17 protein-coding genes and 5 tRNA genes are annotated in these 17,358 nt (G+C 32.9%); all 22 read right to left on the bottom strand.

All coding sequences use genetic code 11. The features are described 5' to 3' along the window. Positions 1 to 47: 47 nt before the first annotated feature. Positions 48 to 3,857 (bottom strand): DNA-directed RNA polymerase subunit beta, encoded by a 3,810-nt coding sequence (gene rpoB / locus AQ1685_RS06210; RefSeq protein ID WP_095070405.1) that lies wholly within the window; start codon positions 3,855 to 3,857, stop codon positions 48 to 50. 242 nt (positions 3,858 to 4,099) lie between these two features. Next, complete coding sequence (gene rplL, locus AQ1685_RS06205) at positions 4,100 to 4,474, bottom strand: 50S ribosomal protein L7/L12 (protein ID WP_095070401.1); 375 nt, start codon at positions 4,472 to 4,474, stop codon at positions 4,100 to 4,102. A 45-nt stretch (positions 4,475 to 4,519) separates the two neighbouring features. Further along, positions 4,520 to 5,035 (bottom strand): 50S ribosomal protein L10, encoded by a 516-nt coding sequence (gene rplJ / locus AQ1685_RS06200; protein ID WP_095070397.1) that lies wholly within the window; start codon positions 5,033 to 5,035, stop codon positions 4,520 to 4,522. 20 nt (positions 5,036 to 5,055) lie between these two features. Then, on the bottom strand, positions 5,056 to 5,748 hold the full coding sequence (gene rplA / locus AQ1685_RS06195) for a 50S ribosomal protein L1 (protein WP_095070395.1): 693 nt from the start codon (positions 5,746 to 5,748) through the stop codon (positions 5,056 to 5,058). Positions 5,749 to 5,765: 17 nt separating this feature from the next. Continuing rightward, a complete protein-coding gene (gene rplK / locus AQ1685_RS06190; protein WP_095070391.1) occupies positions 5,766 to 6,203 on the bottom strand; it encodes a 50S ribosomal protein L11 in 438 nt (145 codons plus the stop codon). Between the two features lie 61 nt (positions 6,204 to 6,264). Beyond that, positions 6,265 to 6,813: a transcription termination/antitermination protein NusG gene (gene nusG / locus AQ1685_RS06185; RefSeq protein WP_095070390.1), complete on the bottom strand. Its 549-nt coding sequence runs from the start codon at positions 6,811 to 6,813 to the stop codon at positions 6,265 to 6,267. A gap of 2 nt (positions 6,814 to 6,815) precedes the next feature. Next, the gene (gene secE, locus AQ1685_RS06180) at positions 6,816 to 7,007 is read right to left on the bottom strand and encodes a preprotein translocase subunit SecE (protein WP_095070389.1); all 192 of its coding nucleotides are present in this window, start codon (positions 7,005 to 7,007) and stop codon (positions 6,816 to 6,818) included. A gap of 15 nt (positions 7,008 to 7,022) precedes the next feature. Beyond that, a tRNA-Trp gene (locus tag AQ1685_RS06175) sits at positions 7,023 to 7,095 on the bottom strand. Between the two features lie 52 nt (positions 7,096 to 7,147). Further along, a complete protein-coding gene (tuf, locus tag AQ1685_RS06170) occupies positions 7,148 to 8,335 on the bottom strand; it encodes an elongation factor Tu (RefSeq protein WP_095070388.1) in 1,188 nt (395 codons plus the stop codon). Positions 8,336 to 8,397: 62 nt separating this feature from the next. After that, a tRNA-Thr gene (locus AQ1685_RS06165) sits at positions 8,398 to 8,470 on the bottom strand. Positions 8,471 to 8,533: 63 nt separating this feature from the next. Further along, positions 8,534 to 8,606 (bottom strand) — tRNA-Gly (locus tag AQ1685_RS06160). Between the two features lie 17 nt (positions 8,607 to 8,623). Beyond that, a tRNA-Tyr gene (locus tag AQ1685_RS06155) sits at positions 8,624 to 8,706 on the bottom strand. A gap of 43 nt (positions 8,707 to 8,749) precedes the next feature. Next, positions 8,750 to 8,823: transfer RNA gene (locus AQ1685_RS06150), tRNA-Thr, on the bottom strand. Between the two features lie 98 nt (positions 8,824 to 8,921). Continuing rightward, complete coding sequence (gene hpf / locus AQ1685_RS06145) at positions 8,922 to 9,230, bottom strand: ribosome hibernation-promoting factor, HPF/YfiA family (RefSeq protein ID WP_095070386.1); 309 nt, start codon at positions 9,228 to 9,230, stop codon at positions 8,922 to 8,924. A 5-nt stretch (positions 9,231 to 9,235) separates the two neighbouring features. After that, positions 9,236 to 10,123, bottom strand: coding sequence for a tyrosine-type recombinase/integrase (locus tag AQ1685_RS06140; protein WP_095070385.1), 888 nt, complete (start codon positions 10,121 to 10,123; stop codon positions 9,236 to 9,238). A gap of 86 nt (positions 10,124 to 10,209) precedes the next feature. Further along, positions 10,210 to 10,407: a 30S ribosomal protein S21 gene (gene rpsU / locus AQ1685_RS06135; protein ID WP_095070384.1), complete on the bottom strand. Its 198-nt coding sequence runs from the start codon at positions 10,405 to 10,407 to the stop codon at positions 10,210 to 10,212. Between the two features lie 139 nt (positions 10,408 to 10,546). Continuing rightward, positions 10,547 to 11,932, bottom strand: coding sequence for an alpha-amylase (locus AQ1685_RS06130; protein ID WP_095070382.1), 1,386 nt, complete (start codon positions 11,930 to 11,932; stop codon positions 10,547 to 10,549). A 292-nt stretch (positions 11,933 to 12,224) separates the two neighbouring features. Beyond that, a complete protein-coding gene (locus AQ1685_RS06125) occupies positions 12,225 to 13,382 on the bottom strand; it encodes an acyl-CoA dehydrogenase family protein (RefSeq protein WP_173862345.1) in 1,158 nt (385 codons plus the stop codon). A 34-nt stretch (positions 13,383 to 13,416) separates the two neighbouring features. Then, on the bottom strand, positions 13,417 to 14,313 hold the full coding sequence (locus AQ1685_RS06120) for a ComEA family DNA-binding protein (protein WP_095070379.1): 897 nt from the start codon (positions 14,311 to 14,313) through the stop codon (positions 13,417 to 13,419). Positions 14,314 to 14,328: 15 nt separating this feature from the next. Then, positions 14,329 to 15,924: an alanine/glycine:cation symporter family protein gene (locus AQ1685_RS06115; protein ID WP_095070378.1), complete on the bottom strand. Its 1,596-nt coding sequence runs from the start codon at positions 15,922 to 15,924 to the stop codon at positions 14,329 to 14,331. 162 nt (positions 15,925 to 16,086) lie between these two features. After that, positions 16,087 to 17,091, bottom strand: a complete 1,005-nt coding sequence (locus AQ1685_RS06110; RefSeq protein WP_095070376.1) for a potassium channel family protein — start codon at positions 17,089 to 17,091, stop codon at positions 16,087 to 16,089. Beyond that, complete coding sequence (locus AQ1685_RS06105; RefSeq protein ID WP_095070375.1) at positions 17,088 to 17,309, bottom strand: PspC family transcriptional regulator; 222 nt, start codon at positions 17,307 to 17,309, stop codon at positions 17,088 to 17,090. The genes AQ1685_RS06110 and AQ1685_RS06105 overlap by 4 nt, the downstream gene beginning before the upstream one ends. Between the last annotated feature and the right edge of the window lie 49 nt (positions 17,310 to 17,358).

The raw sequence follows: 17,358 nt of genomic DNA, 5'->3' as shown, positions 1-17,358 counted from the left end.
TTAACACTGAAACCAAGATTGCATTACTGCAATCTTGATTATCTTTTTTACTCTTCTAACTTAACGTCTAATCCTAAACCTTTAAGTTCGTGCATTAATACGTTAAATGATTCTGGTAATCCAGGTTCTGGCATAGCTTCACCTTTTACTATACTTTCGTAAGCTTTAGCTCTACCTAATACATCATCTGATTTTACAGTTAAGATCTCACGTAAGATACTTGATGCTCCATATGCTTCAAGAGCCCATACCTCCATTTCTCCAAAACGCTGACCTCCAAATTGAGCTTTACCTCCTAATGGCTGCTGTGTAATTAAAGAGTATGGTCCGATAGAACGTGCATGCATCTTATCTTCAATCATGTGACCTAACTTAATCATATAAATTACTCCAACTGTTGCTGGCTGATCAAAGCGTTGTCCTGTTCCTCCATCATATAAATAAGTATGACCGAATCTTGGAATTCCAGCTTCATCAGTTAATTTATTGATCTCATCTAAAGAAGCACCGTCGAAAATTGGAGTTGCGTATTTCTGACCTAATTTTTGTCCTGCCCATCCAAGAACAGTTTCATAAATCTGACCGATGTTCATACGAGATGGTACCCCTAACGGATTTAATACGATATCTACTGGTGTTCCATCTTCTAAGAAAGGCATATCTTCTTGACGTACAATACGAGCAACAATACCTTTGTTACCGTGACGTCCTGCCATCTTATCTCCTACTTTCAGTTTACGCTTTTTAGCGATATAAATCTTAGCTAACTTCAGAATACCTGCTGGTAATTCGTCTCCTACAGAAATTGTAAACTTCTCACGACGTAAAACTCCTTGTAAATCGTTAACTTTAATTTTATAGTTATGAATTAATTCTACAACTAAAGCATTTAATTCTTTGTCTGTAGTCCAAACTCCACTTAAGTGTGTAAAATCATCAACAGAATTTAACATCTTTTGAGTGAATTTTTTACCTTTTGGTAATACTTCTTCACCTAAATCATTAAATATTCCTTGAGATGTTTTTCCACTGATTAAATGGAATAATTTTTCAATTAAGCGATCTTTTAAATCTTCAAATTTAGAAACAAAAGAAGCTTCTAAAGTAGCTACAGCTTCTTTATCTCTAGCTCTCTTATTTTTATCTTTTACCGCTCTCTTGAATAATTTCTTATTGATTACAATACCTTTTAAAGAAGGAGAAGCTTTTAAAGAAGCATCTTTAACATCTCCTGCTTTATCACCAAAGATAGCTCTTAATAACTTTTCTTCAGGTGTTGGATCACTTTCTCCTTTTGGTGTAATCTTACCAATTAAAATATCCCCAGGTTTAACTTCTGCTCCTATACGGATCATTCCGTTTTCATCTAGATCTTTTGTAGCTTCTTCAGAAACATTTGGAATATCATTTGTTAATTCTTCAGCTCCTAACTTTGTGTCACGAACATCTAAAGAATATTCATCAATATGAATTGATGTAAAGATATCTTCACGAACAACTTTTTCTGAAATTACAATTGCATCCTCAAAGTTATATCCTTTCCAAGGCATGAAGGCAACCTTCATATTTCTACCAAGAGCTAATTCTCCTTGTTGTGTAGCATAACCTTCACAAAGTACTTGACCTTTTTCAACTCTATCACCTTTTCTTACGATTGGTTTTAAGTTAATGTTAGTCCCCTGATTCGTTTTTCTAAACTTAATTAGATCGTATGATTTGTCATCTGTATCAAAGCTAACTAAACGCTCATCATCTGTTCTATCGTATTTGATAGTAACTGTATTAGCATCTACATATTCAACAACACCATTACCTTCTGCATTGATTAAGATTCTTGAATCTTTTGCTACTCTTCTTTCTAATCCTGTTCCAACAATTGGTGCATCTGGTCTTAATAATGGAACTGCCTGACGCATCATGTTAGATCCCATTAAGGCACGGTTTGCATCATCATGTTCTAAGAAAGGAATTAAAGATGCAGAAATTGAAGCGATTTGGTTAGGAGCTACGTCCATGTAGTTCACTACATTAGGAGTAACTACAGGGAAATCTCCTTCCTCTCTTGCAATAACCTTATCTTTATCAATTGCTCCCTCTTCATTAACTTCGATATTTGACTGCGCAAACTTCATTCCTTCTTCTTCTTCAGCACTCAAATAGATAGGTCCTTCGTCTAAAACTTTACCTTCAGTTACCTTTTTGTATGGTGTTTCAATGAATCCCATTGGGTTTACTTTAGCGTATACGGCTAAAGAAGAAATAAGACCAATATTTGGACCTTCAGGTGTTTCAATCGGACATAAACGACCGTAATGTGTATAGTGAACATCACGAACCTCAAATCCAGCTCTTTCTCTAGATAATCCTCCAGGTCCTAAAGCAGATAAACGACGTTTGTGTGTAATTTCAGCAAGTGGATTCGTTTGATCCATAAACTGAGATAACTGATTCGTTCCGAAGAATGAATTTATTACAGAAGAAAGAGTTTTTGCATTTATTAAATCAATTGGCGTGAATACTTCGTTATCACGAACATTCATTCTTTCACGAATAGTACGAGCCATACGAGCTAAACCTACACCAAACTGACCTGCTAATTGTTCACCTACCGTACGAACACGACGATTAGATAAGTGATCAATATCATCTACTTCTGCTTTTGAGTTAATTAACTCGATTAAGTATTTAACAATTGTGATAATATCATTCTTTGTTAATACTTTTTGATCTATATCTTCGTTTAGTTGAAGTTTAGTGTTCATTCTAAAACGACCAACTTCTCCTAAGTTATATCTTTGCTCTGAGAAGAATAATTTATCTATGATACCTCTTGCTGTTTCCTCATCTGGTGGTTCAGCATTACGTAATTGGCGATAAATATGTTCTACAGCTTCTTTTTCAGAGTTCGTAGGATCTTTTTGTAATGTATTATGAATAATAGCATAATCTGCCATATCATTATCTTCTTTGTGTAATAATATGGTTTTAGCACCTGCTTCAATTATTTCATCTACATGTTCCTTCTCTAAGATAGTATCACGATCGAAAATAATCTCATTACGCTCGATAGAAACTACCTCTCCTGTATCCTCATCTACGAAATCTTCGTGCCAAGTTTTTAAAACTCTTGCAGCTAATTTTCTTCCTAAGACTTTTTTTAATCCAGCTTTAGAAACTTTTACTTCCTCTGCTAAATCAAAAATCTCTAAGATATCTTTATCTCTTTCGTAACCTATTGCTCTGAATAATGTAGTTACAGGTAATTTTTTCTTTCTATCAATATAAGCATACATTACCTGATTAATATCCGTAGCAAATTCAATCCAAGAACCTTTAAAAGGTATTACCCTTGCTGAATATAATTTTGTTCCATTTGCATGGAAAGACTGACCAAAGAAAACTCCAGGAGATCTGTGTAATTGGGATACAACAACTCTCTCTGCTCCATTTATGATGAATGTTCCTGATCCACTCATATAAGGTATAGTACCTAAGTACACATCTTGAACAATGGTTTCGAAATCTTCATGTTCAGGGTCTGTACAATATAACTTTAACCTTGCTTTAAGAGGTACACTGTAAGTTAAACCTCTTTCGATACATTCTTGTATACTGTATCTTGGTGGGTCAACAAAATAATCTAAAAATTCTAATACGAATTGATTTCTTGTATCTGTGATTGGGAAGTTATCCATGAAGGTTTTGTATAAACCTTCTTCTCCTCTTTCTTCAGCTTTTGTTTGTAATTGGAAAAAATCTTGGAAAGATTTAATTTGAATATCCAAAAAATCTGGATAATCTGCTCCAATGCGTGAAGATGCGAAGTTGATTCTTTCAGTAGTTTTTGTCGTTGCCAAAAGAGAAACTATTTTTGAATTAAAAATATCTTATTAAACTAATAAAGTTTTTTTCTAATAGTTTACAACTAAATTTAAGAATTAACGATTTGATAATTAAAAATTAAAAGTTGTAAAAAAACACAAACGAATTGAATGTGATTTTAAGAACAAATATATACACAAAATGGTTTAGGTCTAGAACTTTTGTTCTAGAACCTAAACCTATATTTTGTTTTCCCACTTTATTGTGGGGAGTAAGCTTACTTTAACTCTACTTCAGCTCCTGCTTCTTCTAAAGACTTCTTAAGACCTTCAGCCTCATCTTTAGATACTCCTTCTTTTACTGGAGCTGGTGCGCTATCAACGATTCCTTTAGCTTCTTTTAATCCTAAACCAGTTAATTCCTTAACTAATTTAACAACTGCTAATTTAGAACCTCCTGCTGCTTTTAAGATTACGTCGAACTCAGACTTCTCTTCAGCTGCTTCACCACCACCACCTGGTCCAGCTGCTACTGCTACTGCTGCTGCTGCAGGCTCGATACCATACTCTTCTTTTAAGATATCTGCTAATTCATTAACTTCTTTTACTGTTAAGTTAACTAATTGTTCTGCGAATTCTTTTAAATCTGCCATTTTAATTGTTTTAATTTTTTATTATTAGTTTATTAGTGCGCGTATTTATTTTTCTGATAATGTCTTTAAGATACCAGATAATTTACTACCTCCTGATTGTAACGCTGATACAACATTCTTAGCAGGCGATTGTAATAATGTGATAATATCACCGATAAGCTCTTCACGTGACTTAATGTTTACAAGAGCGTCTAATTGATCATCTCCAACGTAAACTGCCTCTTCTACATAAGCACCTTTTAATAAAGGCTTATCTGATTTTTTTCTAAACTCTTTGATAACTTTAGCAGGAGCATTAGCAGCTTCTGCAATCATCATTGAAGTGTTTCCTTTTAAAACTTCTGGTAATTCACCAAAATCTTTATCTGAAACTTCCATTGCTTTTTCTAGCAATGTATTTTTAACAACAGCCAATGTAACGTTAGCTTTAAAACAAGCTCTACGTAAGTTAGATGTAGTTACAGCATCTAATCCAGAAATATCTGCTAAATAGATTGTACTTGTATCTGCTAATTGCGCTGTTAAATCTTGTATTACTTGTGATTTTTCCTCTCTAGTCATGATATATAGATTTTAACTGCCTATGAAACAGATTTCACATCTACAGGAACACTAGGACTCATTGTTGATGACATAAAAATGCTCTTAATGTAAGTGCCTTTTGCTGCTGTTGGCTTTAATTTTAAAAGTGTTTGAACTAATTCATTTGCATTTTCGGCAATTTTCTCAGCATCGAAAGATGCTTTACCGATTGCAGCATGTACGATACCAGTTTTATCAACTTTAAAATCGATTTTACCAGCTTTTACCTCTTTCACTGCTTTTGCAACATCCATAGTAACTGTACCTGTCTTAGGGTTTGGCATTAAACCTCTTGGTCCTAATATACGACCTAAAGGACCTAATTTACCCATTACGCTAGGCATAGTAATGATGACATCTACGTCTGTCCAACCTCCTTTGATTTTCTGAAGGTATTCGTCTAATCCAACATAATCAGCACCCGCTGCTTGAGCTTCTGCTTCTTTATCTGGAGTAACTAAAGCTAAAACTTTCACATCTTTACCTGTTCCGTGTGGTAATGTTACAACTCCACGAACCATTTGATTAGCTTTTCTAGGATCTACTCCTAAACGTACAGCTAAATCTACAGATGCATCAAACTTTACATTAGTAATATTTTTTATTAAGGCTGATGCTTCATTTAAGTCATAAACTTTAGAGCTGTCAATCTTAGCACGAGCTTCTTTTTGCTTTCTTGTTAATCTTGCCATTATAATTCTCTTTTAGTTTAAGCAGGTGCATCACCTGTTACTGTTAATCCCATAGAGCGAGCTGTTCCTGCGATCATTCTCATTGCTGATTCGATTTCGAAAGCATTTAAATCTGCCATCTTATCTTCAGCAATAGTTTTTACTTGATCCCAAGTAACACTTGCTACTTTTTTTCTATTAGGCTCTCCTGAACCTTTCTTAATTTTGGCCGCTTCTAGTAATTGCACTGCAGCTGGTGGAGTTTTAACAACAAATTCGAATGATTTATCAGTATATACTGTAATCACAACAGGTAAAACTTTACCTTGTTTGTCCTGCGTACGAGCATTAAACTGCTTACAGAACTCCATGATGTTAACTCCGGCAGCACCTAAAGCGGGTCCAACTGGTGGCGACGGATTCGCAGCACCTCCCCTAACTTGTAGTTTAACTAATTTACTTACTTCTTTTGCCATTGTTTAAGTTTTAATGATATATCTATGGAAGCGATATATCAAATAAAATATATATTAATTGTTATATTTTCTCTACTTGCATGTAACTTAATTCTAATGGTGTTTTTCTACCGAAAATTTTCACCATTACCTCAAGTTTACGTTTTTCCTCATTTACATTTTCAACTATTCCATCGAAACCATTAAAAGGACCGTCAACAACCTTCACAGTTTCACCTACTGTATAAGGAATAGCAACGTTTTCTTCGTTAACTGAAAGTTCATCAACTTTACCAAGCATTCTGTTAACTTCTGACTTACGCATAGGAACTGGATCTCCTCCTTTAGTTTCACCTAAAAAACCAATTACACCTGTAACCGATTTTATTACGTGAGGAACTTCCCCAGCTAAATTTGCTTCAACCATTATATAGCCTGGAAAGTAAACTCTTTCTCTGTTTATTTTCTTACCATTTCTGATTTGAACAACTTTCTCTGTAGGAACGATAACTTGGCTTACGTAGTCTGATAATCCATGCCTAGCTATCTCAGTTTCGATATAAGACTTGACTTTATTCTCCTGTCCACCTATCGCTCTCACGACATACCATTTCATAACTGAATCAGCCATCCTTAAAATAAATTAAAAAATTTATCTAAACTAGTTTGAAAAACTTTATCAATAACTGCAACAGCTAATGCAAAAACTATTGTAAAAACTGCCACTACAACTGTTGATTTCTGTGCTTCTTCGCGTGAAATCCAAGTCATATTTGTGCTTAATTCTTCGAAAGAATCTTTAATGTATTGTATAAAGTTGTTCATCACTTTTAAAATTTGCACGGGTTGAGAGGCTCGAACTCCCGACACCTGGTTTTGGAGACCAGTGCTCTACCAACTGAGCTAAACCCGTATTATAAAGACGTCCCGGCTGGGACGCCTCTAATTTATTCACTAATTAATTATTAGTCTAAAATTTCAGTTACCTGACCAGCACCTACTGTTCTACCTCCTTCACGGATAGCGAACTGTAAACCGATGTTTAATGCAATTGGTTGGATTAAATCAACATTGATTGTTAAGTTATCACCAGGCATTACCATTTCTACTCCATCAGGTAAACCAATGTTACCAGTTACGTCAGTTGTACGTACGTAGAATTGTGGACGGTAGTTATTATGGAAAGGAGTGTGACGACCACCTTCTTCTTTCTTTAAGATATATACCTCAGCTTTAAACTTAGCATGTGGAGTAACAGATCCAGGCTTAGTAATCACCATACCTCTTTTGATATCTGTCTTGTCAATACCTCTTAATAAGATACCTGCGTTATCTCCAGCTTCACCTCTATCTAAGATTTGACGGAACATTTCGATTCCAGTCACTGTAGAAGTTAACTTCTCAGAACCCATACCGATGATCTCTACAGGATCTCCAGAGTTGATGATACCAGTTTCAATACGACCAGTAGCAACAGTACCACGACCTGTAATAGAGAATACATCTTCAATCGGCATTAAGAAATCTTTCTCAGTATCTCTTGGCGGCTCCTCAATCCAAGTATCAACAGCTTCCATTAATTCTAATACTGTATCAACCCACTTTTGCTCTCCATTTAAAGCTCCTAAAGCAGAACCTTGGATTACAGGACTATTATCTCCATCATACTCATAGAAAGATAATAACTCTCTAACTTCCATCTCAACTAACTCTAATAACTCCTCATCATCAACCATATCAACTTTGTTTAAGAAAACAACGATACGTGGAATACCAACCTGACGACCTAATAAGATGTGCTCACGAGTTTGAGGCATTGGTCCATCTGTAGCAGCAACTACTAAGATAGCACCATCCATTTGTGCAGCACCAGTTACCATGTTCTTTACATAATCGGCGTGACCTGGACAATCAACGTGTGCGTAGTGACGGTTTGCAGTAGCATACTCTACGTGAGAAGAGTTAATTGTAATACCTCTTTCTTTCTCTTCAGGAGCATTATCGATTTGATCAAATGCTCTTTGCTCTGAATATCCTGCATCAGCTAATACTTTAGTAATAGCAGCAGTTAATGTAGTTTTACCGTGATCTACGTGACCGATTGTACCTACGTTTAAGTGCGGTTTCGAACGATCGTAAGTTCCTTTTGCCATGATTATTAATTTTAATTCTTAGTTAAATATATTTAGTGTTATCGTAAACTCTATTTTATTTGAGCCAATGACGGGACTTGAACCCGTGACCTCATCCCTACCAAGGATGCGCTCTACCAGCTGAGCTACACCGGCGTCACATTTACTATTATTTTGTTTTGACACTCAACTTCAAAAACCAAACAGTAAATGATTTTGAGCGGGAGACCGGGTTCGAACCGGCGACATTCAGCTTGGAAGGCTGACGCTCTACCAACTGAGCTACTCCCGCATTAATTTTAAGATTAGTGGGGAGAGCAGGATTCGAACCTGCGAAGTCGAAAGACAACGGAGTTACAGTCCGTCCCATTTGGCCGCTCTGGAATCTCCCCTTTAAATCTTAAATTTAATATTTTAATGAACTTTTGTTTTTTGAGCCGATAGAGGGACTCGAACCCACGACCTGCTGATTACAAATCAGCTGCTCTAGCCAGCTGAGCTATATCGGCTTTTTGTTATAAAAAAACAATCCGTTATTTCTAACGGACTGCAAATTTATAAAGTAATTTTGAATTTATAAAACTTTTTGCATTTTTTTTATAAACTTTTATAGTACCAAAGATACTCTTTTTTTTTCTTTTGACTTTCTTAATTGTCTTTTTAATGATTCAACCCCAAGACTCACGCCTTCTTCGAAGGTTTTGTTCATTTTTTTAACAATTAATTCATTTCCTGGAATATTTATTTTAATCTCTGTAAATTTATTTTCTTTATCACTAGTTTTTTGAACTTTTAAGAAAACTTCCGCATCAACTATCTTATCGTGGAACTTTTCTAAACCTCCCACTTTCTTCTCAATGAAATTAACTAAATCTCCATCTACTTTAAAATTTACCGATTGTGTGAATACCTTCATAATCTTCAGTCTTTTTTTTTGCTCCTAGGATGAGCTTTGTTAAACACTTGTTTTAATTGTTCCAAGTTATTGTGAGTGTAAACTTGGGTTGAGGCTAAACTAGAATGTCCTAGTAATTCTTTAACCGAATTTAAATCCGCACCTTGATTGAGTAATTGGGTAGCAAAAGTGTGCCTAAGAATATGCGGACTTTTTTTTGTCTTTGTCGAGACCTTACTAAAGTAACGATTTATAATTCGATAAACAAGTGTTTCATAAATTTTATTTCCTTTCTCTGTTATAAATAAGTATTCATTATTTTCAACTATTTCATTTCTACTGGTTATGTATTTCTTCAGAGTTTGGGTTACAGCAAATATCAAAGGAACTATTCTTTCTTTATTTCTTTTCCCTAATATTTTCACTGTATTAGAACTTAAATCTACATCAGATAACTTAATGTTAATTAGCTCTATTCTTCTCATTCCTGTAGAATAAAACAACTCTACAATTAATCTGTTTCTTAAAGAAACAAAATCATCCTCATTTAAATCTTTAAAGACATTTTCCATTTCTTTTATAGAAAACGGAATTTCATTTTTCTTCTGTGTTTTTAATGCCTTATGTTTAGAGAGCGGATTAGCAGTAATCACTTCTATTTTTTGAAGAAATTTATAAAAGGTCTTTAAACTACTTACTTTTCTATTTATGGTTCTATTTGATATCCCTTGATCTACTAAAGTAACTATCCAACTTCTAATTTGATTATAATTGATAGATTCTAAATCAACTTGATCGAATTCGACCTCACAATAATCTTTAAAAGCAATTAAATCTGTTTTATATGCTAACACAGTATGTGCTGAATATTTTTTTTCAAGAGATAAATAATCTAAAAAAGCATCAATAAACATAAACCAACTTCAATTTTGAATAATATTAATAAAAAAATAAGCCCACACAAAATGTATGGGCTTAATTCTTATTGTAAAAAATTGGTTTAACCAATTTCTTCTTGTGTTCTTAATCTTTGGATATAAGAAGCTTTAATTTTCTGAGCTCTTTTTGCTACAGATGGTTTTGTGTACTGCTTACGAGCACGTAAGTTTCTCATAGTTTTCGTACGATCGAATTTACGCTTGTAACGTTTTAAAGCTCTATCGATATTCTCACCTTCTTTAACTGGAATAATTAACATGTTTTTGCACCTCCTCTCATACGTATCTTCTATATTTTTGTTTCAAAATCAGAAAGTTATCTAATTTTAAAAATTATTATCTTATTTTTTGGGACTGCAAAGATACATATTATATTATATAATCCAATTAATCAATAATTTATTTTGGTGACCAAACTGTATAACTTTTAGGTGGCGCTTGAACTTTAACCCATTTTCCTCCTTGAGTTACAGGTTGCCAGTTTGAATTTCCTGTATAATCTTTTATTCTTGTATTAGACCAGTTCGTTTCAATCCATCTTTCTTTCCAAGAATTAGAATTATTTATATAAACTACTAAACCAGCATTATTGTGTCCATTTCTTCTTGCTACATACTCATCGTTATCTACATGAAGGATAGATGTACTTCCACCTGCAAGATTATTATGAATCCAAATTAAATTCTTCAATTTTGTTTTACTTAGCCATTCTTCGTAATCTCTATAAAAAATAGTTGGATACCCTTCATGAGTTAAAATGTAAGCATAAGCTAATAATTTTCCATTATAAATTTCATCTGTGTCATGATTTGCTACGAATGTAACTGCTTTTCTAGAATTTCTCTTCCAAAGCATATCTCCTTTTAATTTATTTAAATCATTGCCTTGAAAAGCATCTCTCATTCTGTAATAACACGCAAAATCAAAAGCTGAAACTTGTGCTTCACCTGACCACCAATCTAAAGTACTTGCATTACCATCCCAATACTCTCCTACTGAAAATCCGCCTACTGCATTTTTCCATTCTCTTACTACCCATGGTTCAAAACCTTTTACATAGTCGAATCTCCAACCATCGAATCCCATAACATTCTTATAATATTTAGCTACACTGTTAGATCTCTTCCATAGCCAATCTTGCACATAGGGTTGACAATGACTTAAATCTGGAAAACCTCCAAATACCCCTGAATCACTATTACAATTTGCATTTGGATGAAAATCACTGTTAGTTCTAAAAAACTTTCCTGATTTCGGATTAAAATCTGTATAATATGGTGTACCAGTATATGGATTGTCTTCTAATTCTCCTCCACTATTGTGATTGATTACGATATCTGCAATTACACTTAATTTTGCATTGTGCGCTTTATTAATTAAACTTTCTAGTTCAGTTTTCGAACCAAAACGTGTTTCCACACTTCCCATTTGATTGTACTGACCAAAATCATAATAATCAAAAGGATCATATCCCATTGAAAAAGCTCCGTTTTGTGCTTTTGATACTGGTGGTAGCCAAATAGCATCGATTCCAGCATCACTCCAACTTTGAACTTTGCTTTCTACTTTTTCCCACCAAGTACCACCTGCTGGAACATCCCAATAAAAAGCTTGCATCATAACACCTGTACCGATAGGTTTTAAACCTTGTCTGGCTTTCAGTTTTTTTTCTGAACTATTTTGTGATGAAGTTTCATCTATAACTGAATCTACCCCTGCTTCATTATTTGAGCAAGAATAATTGATAAATAATAGTATTATCAAAAATTTAAAAAGAGTTTTCATTTTAATAAGATTTATTTGTTTTTCTCAAGTTATTTAATGAGAAGTAAACTACGAAATCGGTGTAGAAGCGAAATCGATTTCGTGTTAATAAATTAAACAAATCGTAATAAAAACAACCTCTAAATTTTGTTTTAATAAATTATAAGACAAAAAAAAGAGAATACCTCGGTATTCTCTTTTTTATAAAATTGTTTCCACCTACTGTTTTTAAGTTGCAGACTTATATTCCTTTTTGTCAATTATCATTTTTGCAATGTAGAGATACATTTTTGCAAAAAGAAATTGACATAAATTATGTTGCTGGCTTGTACTCTTTTTTGTCAATTATCATTTTTGCAATAATCTCTTTCAAGATTTCAGATGTTCCTCCTCCAATAGGTCCTAACCTACTATCTCTAAACATACGAGCTAAAGGATAATCTTCCATATAACCATAACCTCCTAATAATTGCAAAGCATCATAAATTACTTCGTCTGCAATTTTAGTAGATAAGAATTTACTCATACTAGCTTCTTTAACTACATAAGTACCATCGTTTAGTCTTTTTGTAATAGAATAGTTATATTCTTTACACATATCAACTTTAGAAGCCATTTCAGCCACCTTATGTCTTAATGCTTGGAATTCATTTATTTTTTTACCAAAAGCTTCACGCTCGTTCATATAGTCTATGGCATACTCTAAAGCATACTCTGCCCTAGCATGCGCATTAACTCCCATGATTAATCTCTCTAAAGCAAAATGTTGCATAATGTAAGGAAAACCTTTTCCTTCTTCGCCCATTAAGTTTTCTTTAGGGATTACAACATTATCAAAAGCTATTTCTCCTGTATCAGAAGCTCTCCATCCTAATTTATTTAATTTTGTAGAAGAAACACCTTCTGTTTCTCTATCAACAAGGAAAATACTCATCCCTTTATATTTATCGTTAGGATCTGTTTTAGCAGCCACGATTAAATAATCAGAGTATACTCCATTAGTAATAAATGTTTTAGAACCATTTATTACATAATTATCACCTTGTTTAACTGCTGTAGTTCTCATACCAGCAACGTCACTACCACCAAAAGGTTCTGTAATACACAAGCAACCTATCTTTTTTCCTTCTATACTAGGAGTAAGATACTCTGTTTTTATTCTGTGATCTCCTTCTTTTTTAAGGTGTGTCATTGCTAAATATGCATGTGCCCACATAGCAGCAGCAAAACCTCCTGAGTTAATCCTTTGTAATTCTTCTAAAAATATTATTGTGTAAAATAAATCAAGATTTAATCCACCATATTCTTCTGGTTGGTATAAACCAAAGTACCCCATTTCTCCAAATTTCTCCCAAATAAAGCGATCTATGGTACCAGTTTCCTCCCATTTTTCAATATGAGGAACTACTTCTTTCTGTAAAAAGTCTCTAAAACTTTTACGAAATGATTCATGTTCTTCAGTAAAGTACATACTGTAAATAAGTTTTAATTAAGTTTGTTGTTTGTTATTTTGCATTCAAATATAATACTATTCTGTCGTATTTGTTTTGAGGAAAATCTTTAATATTTCTTAATTCTTTTATATCTTGAAGTTCGGCTACCTCATCTCGATATTCAAAAATCTTCTTACATAAATTATAATCTATGTAGGGTAAATTCAATATTTCCTTAAATGAAGCTGTATTTACATTGATTTTTTCAATGTAAGGTTTTTCTTGAATCTCAAAGGTTTTTAATATTTCATTTGCGAGTCCTTTCTCTAAACCCCAGACTTCATAAAGTTGATCTTTAAAACTAAATCCCTTTAATTTAGAACGATACTTAATAATTCTAGTTGAAATTACTTCTCCTACTCCACTCACAACAGTAAAATCGTTTACACTAGCTTTATTGATATCGTTTGTAGAAACTGTTTTTTTAATAGAAACATCTGAATCGTCGATTACAGATTTATTGATAGTTTGTTCTGATTTATACTTCTGTTTCTTAGTAACCCAATCTGGAAATTTAAAATATGGAGAAATTACATTTAATAAGCTATCAGAAACCTGAGTAACTCTTTGAAATTCTGATGCAGAATTCACAAACTTATTTTGTTTACGAAAAGCATGTAATCTATCAATTTCCTCTAAAGACATTCCTAGTTTTTCTCCTTTGTAATCTGTAATGTAATTTGGATTAAACGAATATATTTTATTAAGCTTTTCTTCTTTTACTTTTCTAAGGCTATCTATTTCCGATTGTAATGTTACTATTTCATCTGTATTGACAGGAATTTCATTTTCAGGAGAGACATCAATAAAAAAGTATACCAATTGAAATATTATAATTAGTAAAGCCAAAAATAAAATCCCATTTCTTTGGCTTTTAGAATACCAGAAATGGGATTTGAAATTTTTCATATTTATGATAATTAACTATCTTTTGATAGCATCTAAATATCTTCTTAATTGTTTTTTTACAACTGGCATTAAGAAATATAATCCTACCATATTTGGAAACACCATTGCAAAGATCATTGCATCAGAGAAAGCCCAAATAGACCCCATACTTGCCGCAGCTCCAATTACAACAAAAGTTAAGAATAAAACCTTATAAGTTAAATCAGCTTTTTTACCTCTACCGAATAAGAATTTCCAAGATTGTAATCCGTAGTAAGACCAAGAAATCATTGTTGAAACAGCAAATAATACTACTGCAATAGTTAAGAAAACATCTGAATAAGGAATGTAAGCAGCAAAAGCTTTAGAAGTAATTCCTGCTCCTTCATATGCTACACCATCAATTAATACAGCTCCTGTTCCGTCTCCACCATATTCAAAAACTCCTCCTGTATTAAATATAATAATTACTAAAGCAGTCATTGTACAAATCACTACTGTATCAATAAAAGGTTCTAATAATGCTACTAAACCTTCAGAAGCTGAATATTTCGTTTTTACAGCTGAGTGTGCAATTGAAGCAGAACCAGCTCCGGCTTCATTTGAGAAAGCTGCTCTTTTAAATCCTTGTAATAAAACACCTATAAAACCACCTACAGCAATAGATCTAGGACTAAAAGCTTCACTAAAAATTAATCCAAATGCATCATCTACTAAAGAGAAATTACTAAAAATAATATATAAACATGCAAGAATATAAACTACAGCCATAAGAGGAACTACTTTTTCTGTTACTGTAGCGATACGCTTAATACCACCTATAATAATAATACCAACGATTAATGCTAATACTAAACCGATAATTGCTCCTGCGCTAGTGCTTTGAATTCCTAATAAATCTTTAATTACTACAGTTGCTTGATTTGACTGAGCTGCATTACCTCCACCAAAAGATCCTCCAATACAGAAAATTGCAAATAAAACAGCCGCAATTTTACCTAGCATTTCGAAACCTCTTTCCTTTAAACCTTTAGACAAGTAATACATTGGACCACCATAAACAGTACCTTCTTCATCTACATCTCTATATTGAACTCCTAAAGTACATTCAACAAATTTTGTTGACATTCCTAACAAACCACAAATAATCATCCAAAATGTAGCACCTGGACCACCTAAAGCAATTGCTAAGGCAACACCTGCAATATTTCCGTTACCAACAGTACCAGATACTGCTGTTGCTAAAGCTTGAAAGTGAGTTACCTCTCCTTCTTTACTTTCATCTCTAATAGTTTCTATTGAATCTCCACCTGGAGTAGAATCTCCATAAGCTGGCTCTACTACAGCTTTATCTAAATCGTCATATTTTCCTCTTACTACATTTATAGAAGTTAAAAAATGACGGATATTTGGAAATCCAAAATAAATTGTAAAAAAAGCAGCACTGAATACTAACAGTACTAAAACGAATGGAATATTTGGGTCTTTCCAAACTGGAAAGAAAATTACTTCACTAAAAAAATTTGAAATTGGTTGAAATGCTTCATCTATTTTTTGATCTAAACCTTTCTCCTGGGCGAAAGTTAACATCGGCAATAACCCCAATAGTAATGCCGTTAGTTTTTTATTCATCATGTGTAAATAATAGTTTTGTTGAATTAGTAGCTCGCAATATCTTAAAAAACTGAACTTTTAACAAGTTTTTCTCGTTAAAACTACTTTTTAATCACCTAAACTATTAGAAACTCTGTAATGGTTAAAACAAAATTAATTTTTCTGATTTGTGTTTATAAATTAAAACAACTCTCTCAACTTATCAATTTGTTCTGGTCTTCCTAAAACAATTAAATTTCCGTTAGTTTCTAACTTTAAAGAAGCATCTGGATTAATTATATATTCATTGTTTAAAGTTTTGTAACCTATTACAGTACAACCTGTTTTTTTTCTTAAATCTAAATCTAAGATTGTTTTATTTAAATACTCTTTAGGTAAATCATTAATAGCAACTTCTTCTAAATTTGCTGTTGTGTCGCCTTCAATTGTTAATCGATCTACAAATTCAATAACATCAGGAGTTACGACTAAAGATGCCATATGTGCTCCACCAAGTTTATCTGGCATTATTACATTATGAGCTCCTGCAATTTTCAGCTTACTATATGTAGTCTCTTTAGAAGCTCTACTAATAATCTTACATTTCTTATTTAATTGACTTGCTGTTAAAACCACAAATAAATTATCTGCATCTGAAGGTAATGCTGTGATTAAATACTTCGCTTTTTCGATTCCTGCTTTAAGTAAGGTTTCATCTGAAGTTGCATCTCCTTCTACATTTAGAACACGGTTTTCATCTAAATGTTTAATTAACTCTTTATCTTTTTCAATAATAACAACCTCTCTTTTGTAACTTTTTAGTTTTGCTAAAGCTTGCTTTCCATTTCTTCCAAAACCACATACAATAGTGTGTCCTTCTAGTTGTTCAATTTGTTTTTGCACTCGTTTTATTTTTAGTTGTTGAAAAAAATCGCCGCTTATTAAATATTCAGAAAAGGAAGATACAGCATATCCAAAAGTAAATAAACTCGATAATATTAAAAATGTAGTAAATACTTTCTCTTCAGTAGAAAATGGATGAACTTCTCCAAAACCAACAGTAGTAACTGTAATAACAGTCATGTAAAAAGCATCAATTAGGGAATAATCAAAAAAAAGTAAATACCCTAAAACTCCTATAGAAAATATTAACCCTGTAAAAAAGAAAGCTTTGTAAAGACGAGATTTTAAAACTATTCGAATCATAAATCAAAAACAGAAGTTCTTTTAGTGTAAATTTTATCCTTTAGTTTTAAAATAAAAGCTAAAATTAAATATAATCCGAAAGATAAACCGACGGTTACAAATGAAAAGTAAATAAAAAATAAACGCACATTTACCACTCGCATTCCTAGTCTATCTCCTAATCTAGAAGATACATCAAAACCATTTCGTTCAAAAAAATGTCGTATTGAATCAACCATTACATTTATAATTTAACGCAAGATACATCGAATTTTAATTGTTATCAAT

Source organism: Tenacibaculum jejuense (genome assembly GCF_900198195.1).
Classification (GTDB): domain Bacteria; phylum Bacteroidota; class Bacteroidia; order Flavobacteriales; family Flavobacteriaceae; genus Polaribacter; species Polaribacter jejuensis.
The sequence above is the reverse complement of the archived record's forward strand: the minus strand, read 5'-3'. Positions and strand labels throughout refer to the sequence as shown.

Bases quoted from the DNA above. Each gene is read 5' to 3' on its own strand.
- rplJ (WP_095070397.1), bottom strand. From the start codon at position 5,035: ATGACTAGAGAGGAAAAATCACAAGTAATACAAGATTTAACAGCGCAA.
- nusG (WP_095070390.1), bottom strand. From the start codon at position 6,813: ATGGCTGATTCAGTTATGAAATGGTATGTCGTGAGAGCGATAGGTGGA.
- tuf (WP_095070388.1), bottom strand. From the start codon at position 8,335: ATGGCAAAAGGAACTTACGATCGTTCGAAACCGCACTTAAACGTAGGT.
- hpf (WP_095070386.1), bottom strand. From the start codon at position 9,230: ATGAAGGTATTCACACAATCGGTAAATTTTAAAGTAGATGGAGATTTA.
- AQ1685_RS06130 (WP_095070382.1), bottom strand. From the start codon at position 11,932: ATGAAAACTCTTTTTAAATTTTTGATAATACTATTATTTATCAATTAT.
- secE (WP_095070389.1), bottom strand. From the start codon at position 7,007: ATGAACAACTTTATACAATACATTAAAGATTCTTTCGAAGAATTAAGC.
- AQ1685_RS06115 (WP_095070378.1), bottom strand. From the start codon at position 15,924: ATGAATAAAAAACTAACGGCATTACTATTGGGGTTATTGCCGATGTTA.
- AQ1685_RS06125 (WP_173862345.1), bottom strand. From the start codon at position 13,382: ATGTACTTTACTGAAGAACATGAATCATTTCGTAAAAGTTTTAGAGAC.
- AQ1685_RS06110 (WP_095070376.1), bottom strand. From the start codon at position 17,091: ATGATTCGAATAGTTTTAAAATCTCGTCTTTACAAAGCTTTCTTTTTT.
- rpsU (WP_095070384.1), bottom strand. From the start codon at position 10,407: ATGTTAATTATTCCAGTTAAAGAAGGTGAGAATATCGATAGAGCTTTA.
- AQ1685_RS06120 (WP_095070379.1), bottom strand. From the start codon at position 14,313: ATGAAAAATTTCAAATCCCATTTCTGGTATTCTAAAAGCCAAAGAAAT.
- AQ1685_RS06105 (WP_095070375.1), bottom strand. From the start codon at position 17,309: ATGGTTGATTCAATACGACATTTTTTTGAACGAAATGGTTTTGATGTA.
- rplK (WP_095070391.1), bottom strand. From the start codon at position 6,203: ATGGCAAAAGAAGTAAGTAAATTAGTTAAACTACAAGTTAGGGGAGGT.
- rplA (WP_095070395.1), bottom strand. From the start codon at position 5,748: ATGGCAAGATTAACAAGAAAGCAAAAAGAAGCTCGTGCTAAGATTGAC.
- rplL (WP_095070401.1), bottom strand. From the start codon at position 4,474: ATGGCAGATTTAAAAGAATTCGCAGAACAATTAGTTAACTTAACAGTA.
- AQ1685_RS06140 (WP_095070385.1), bottom strand. From the start codon at position 10,123: ATGTTTATTGATGCTTTTTTAGATTATTTATCTCTTGAAAAAAAATAT.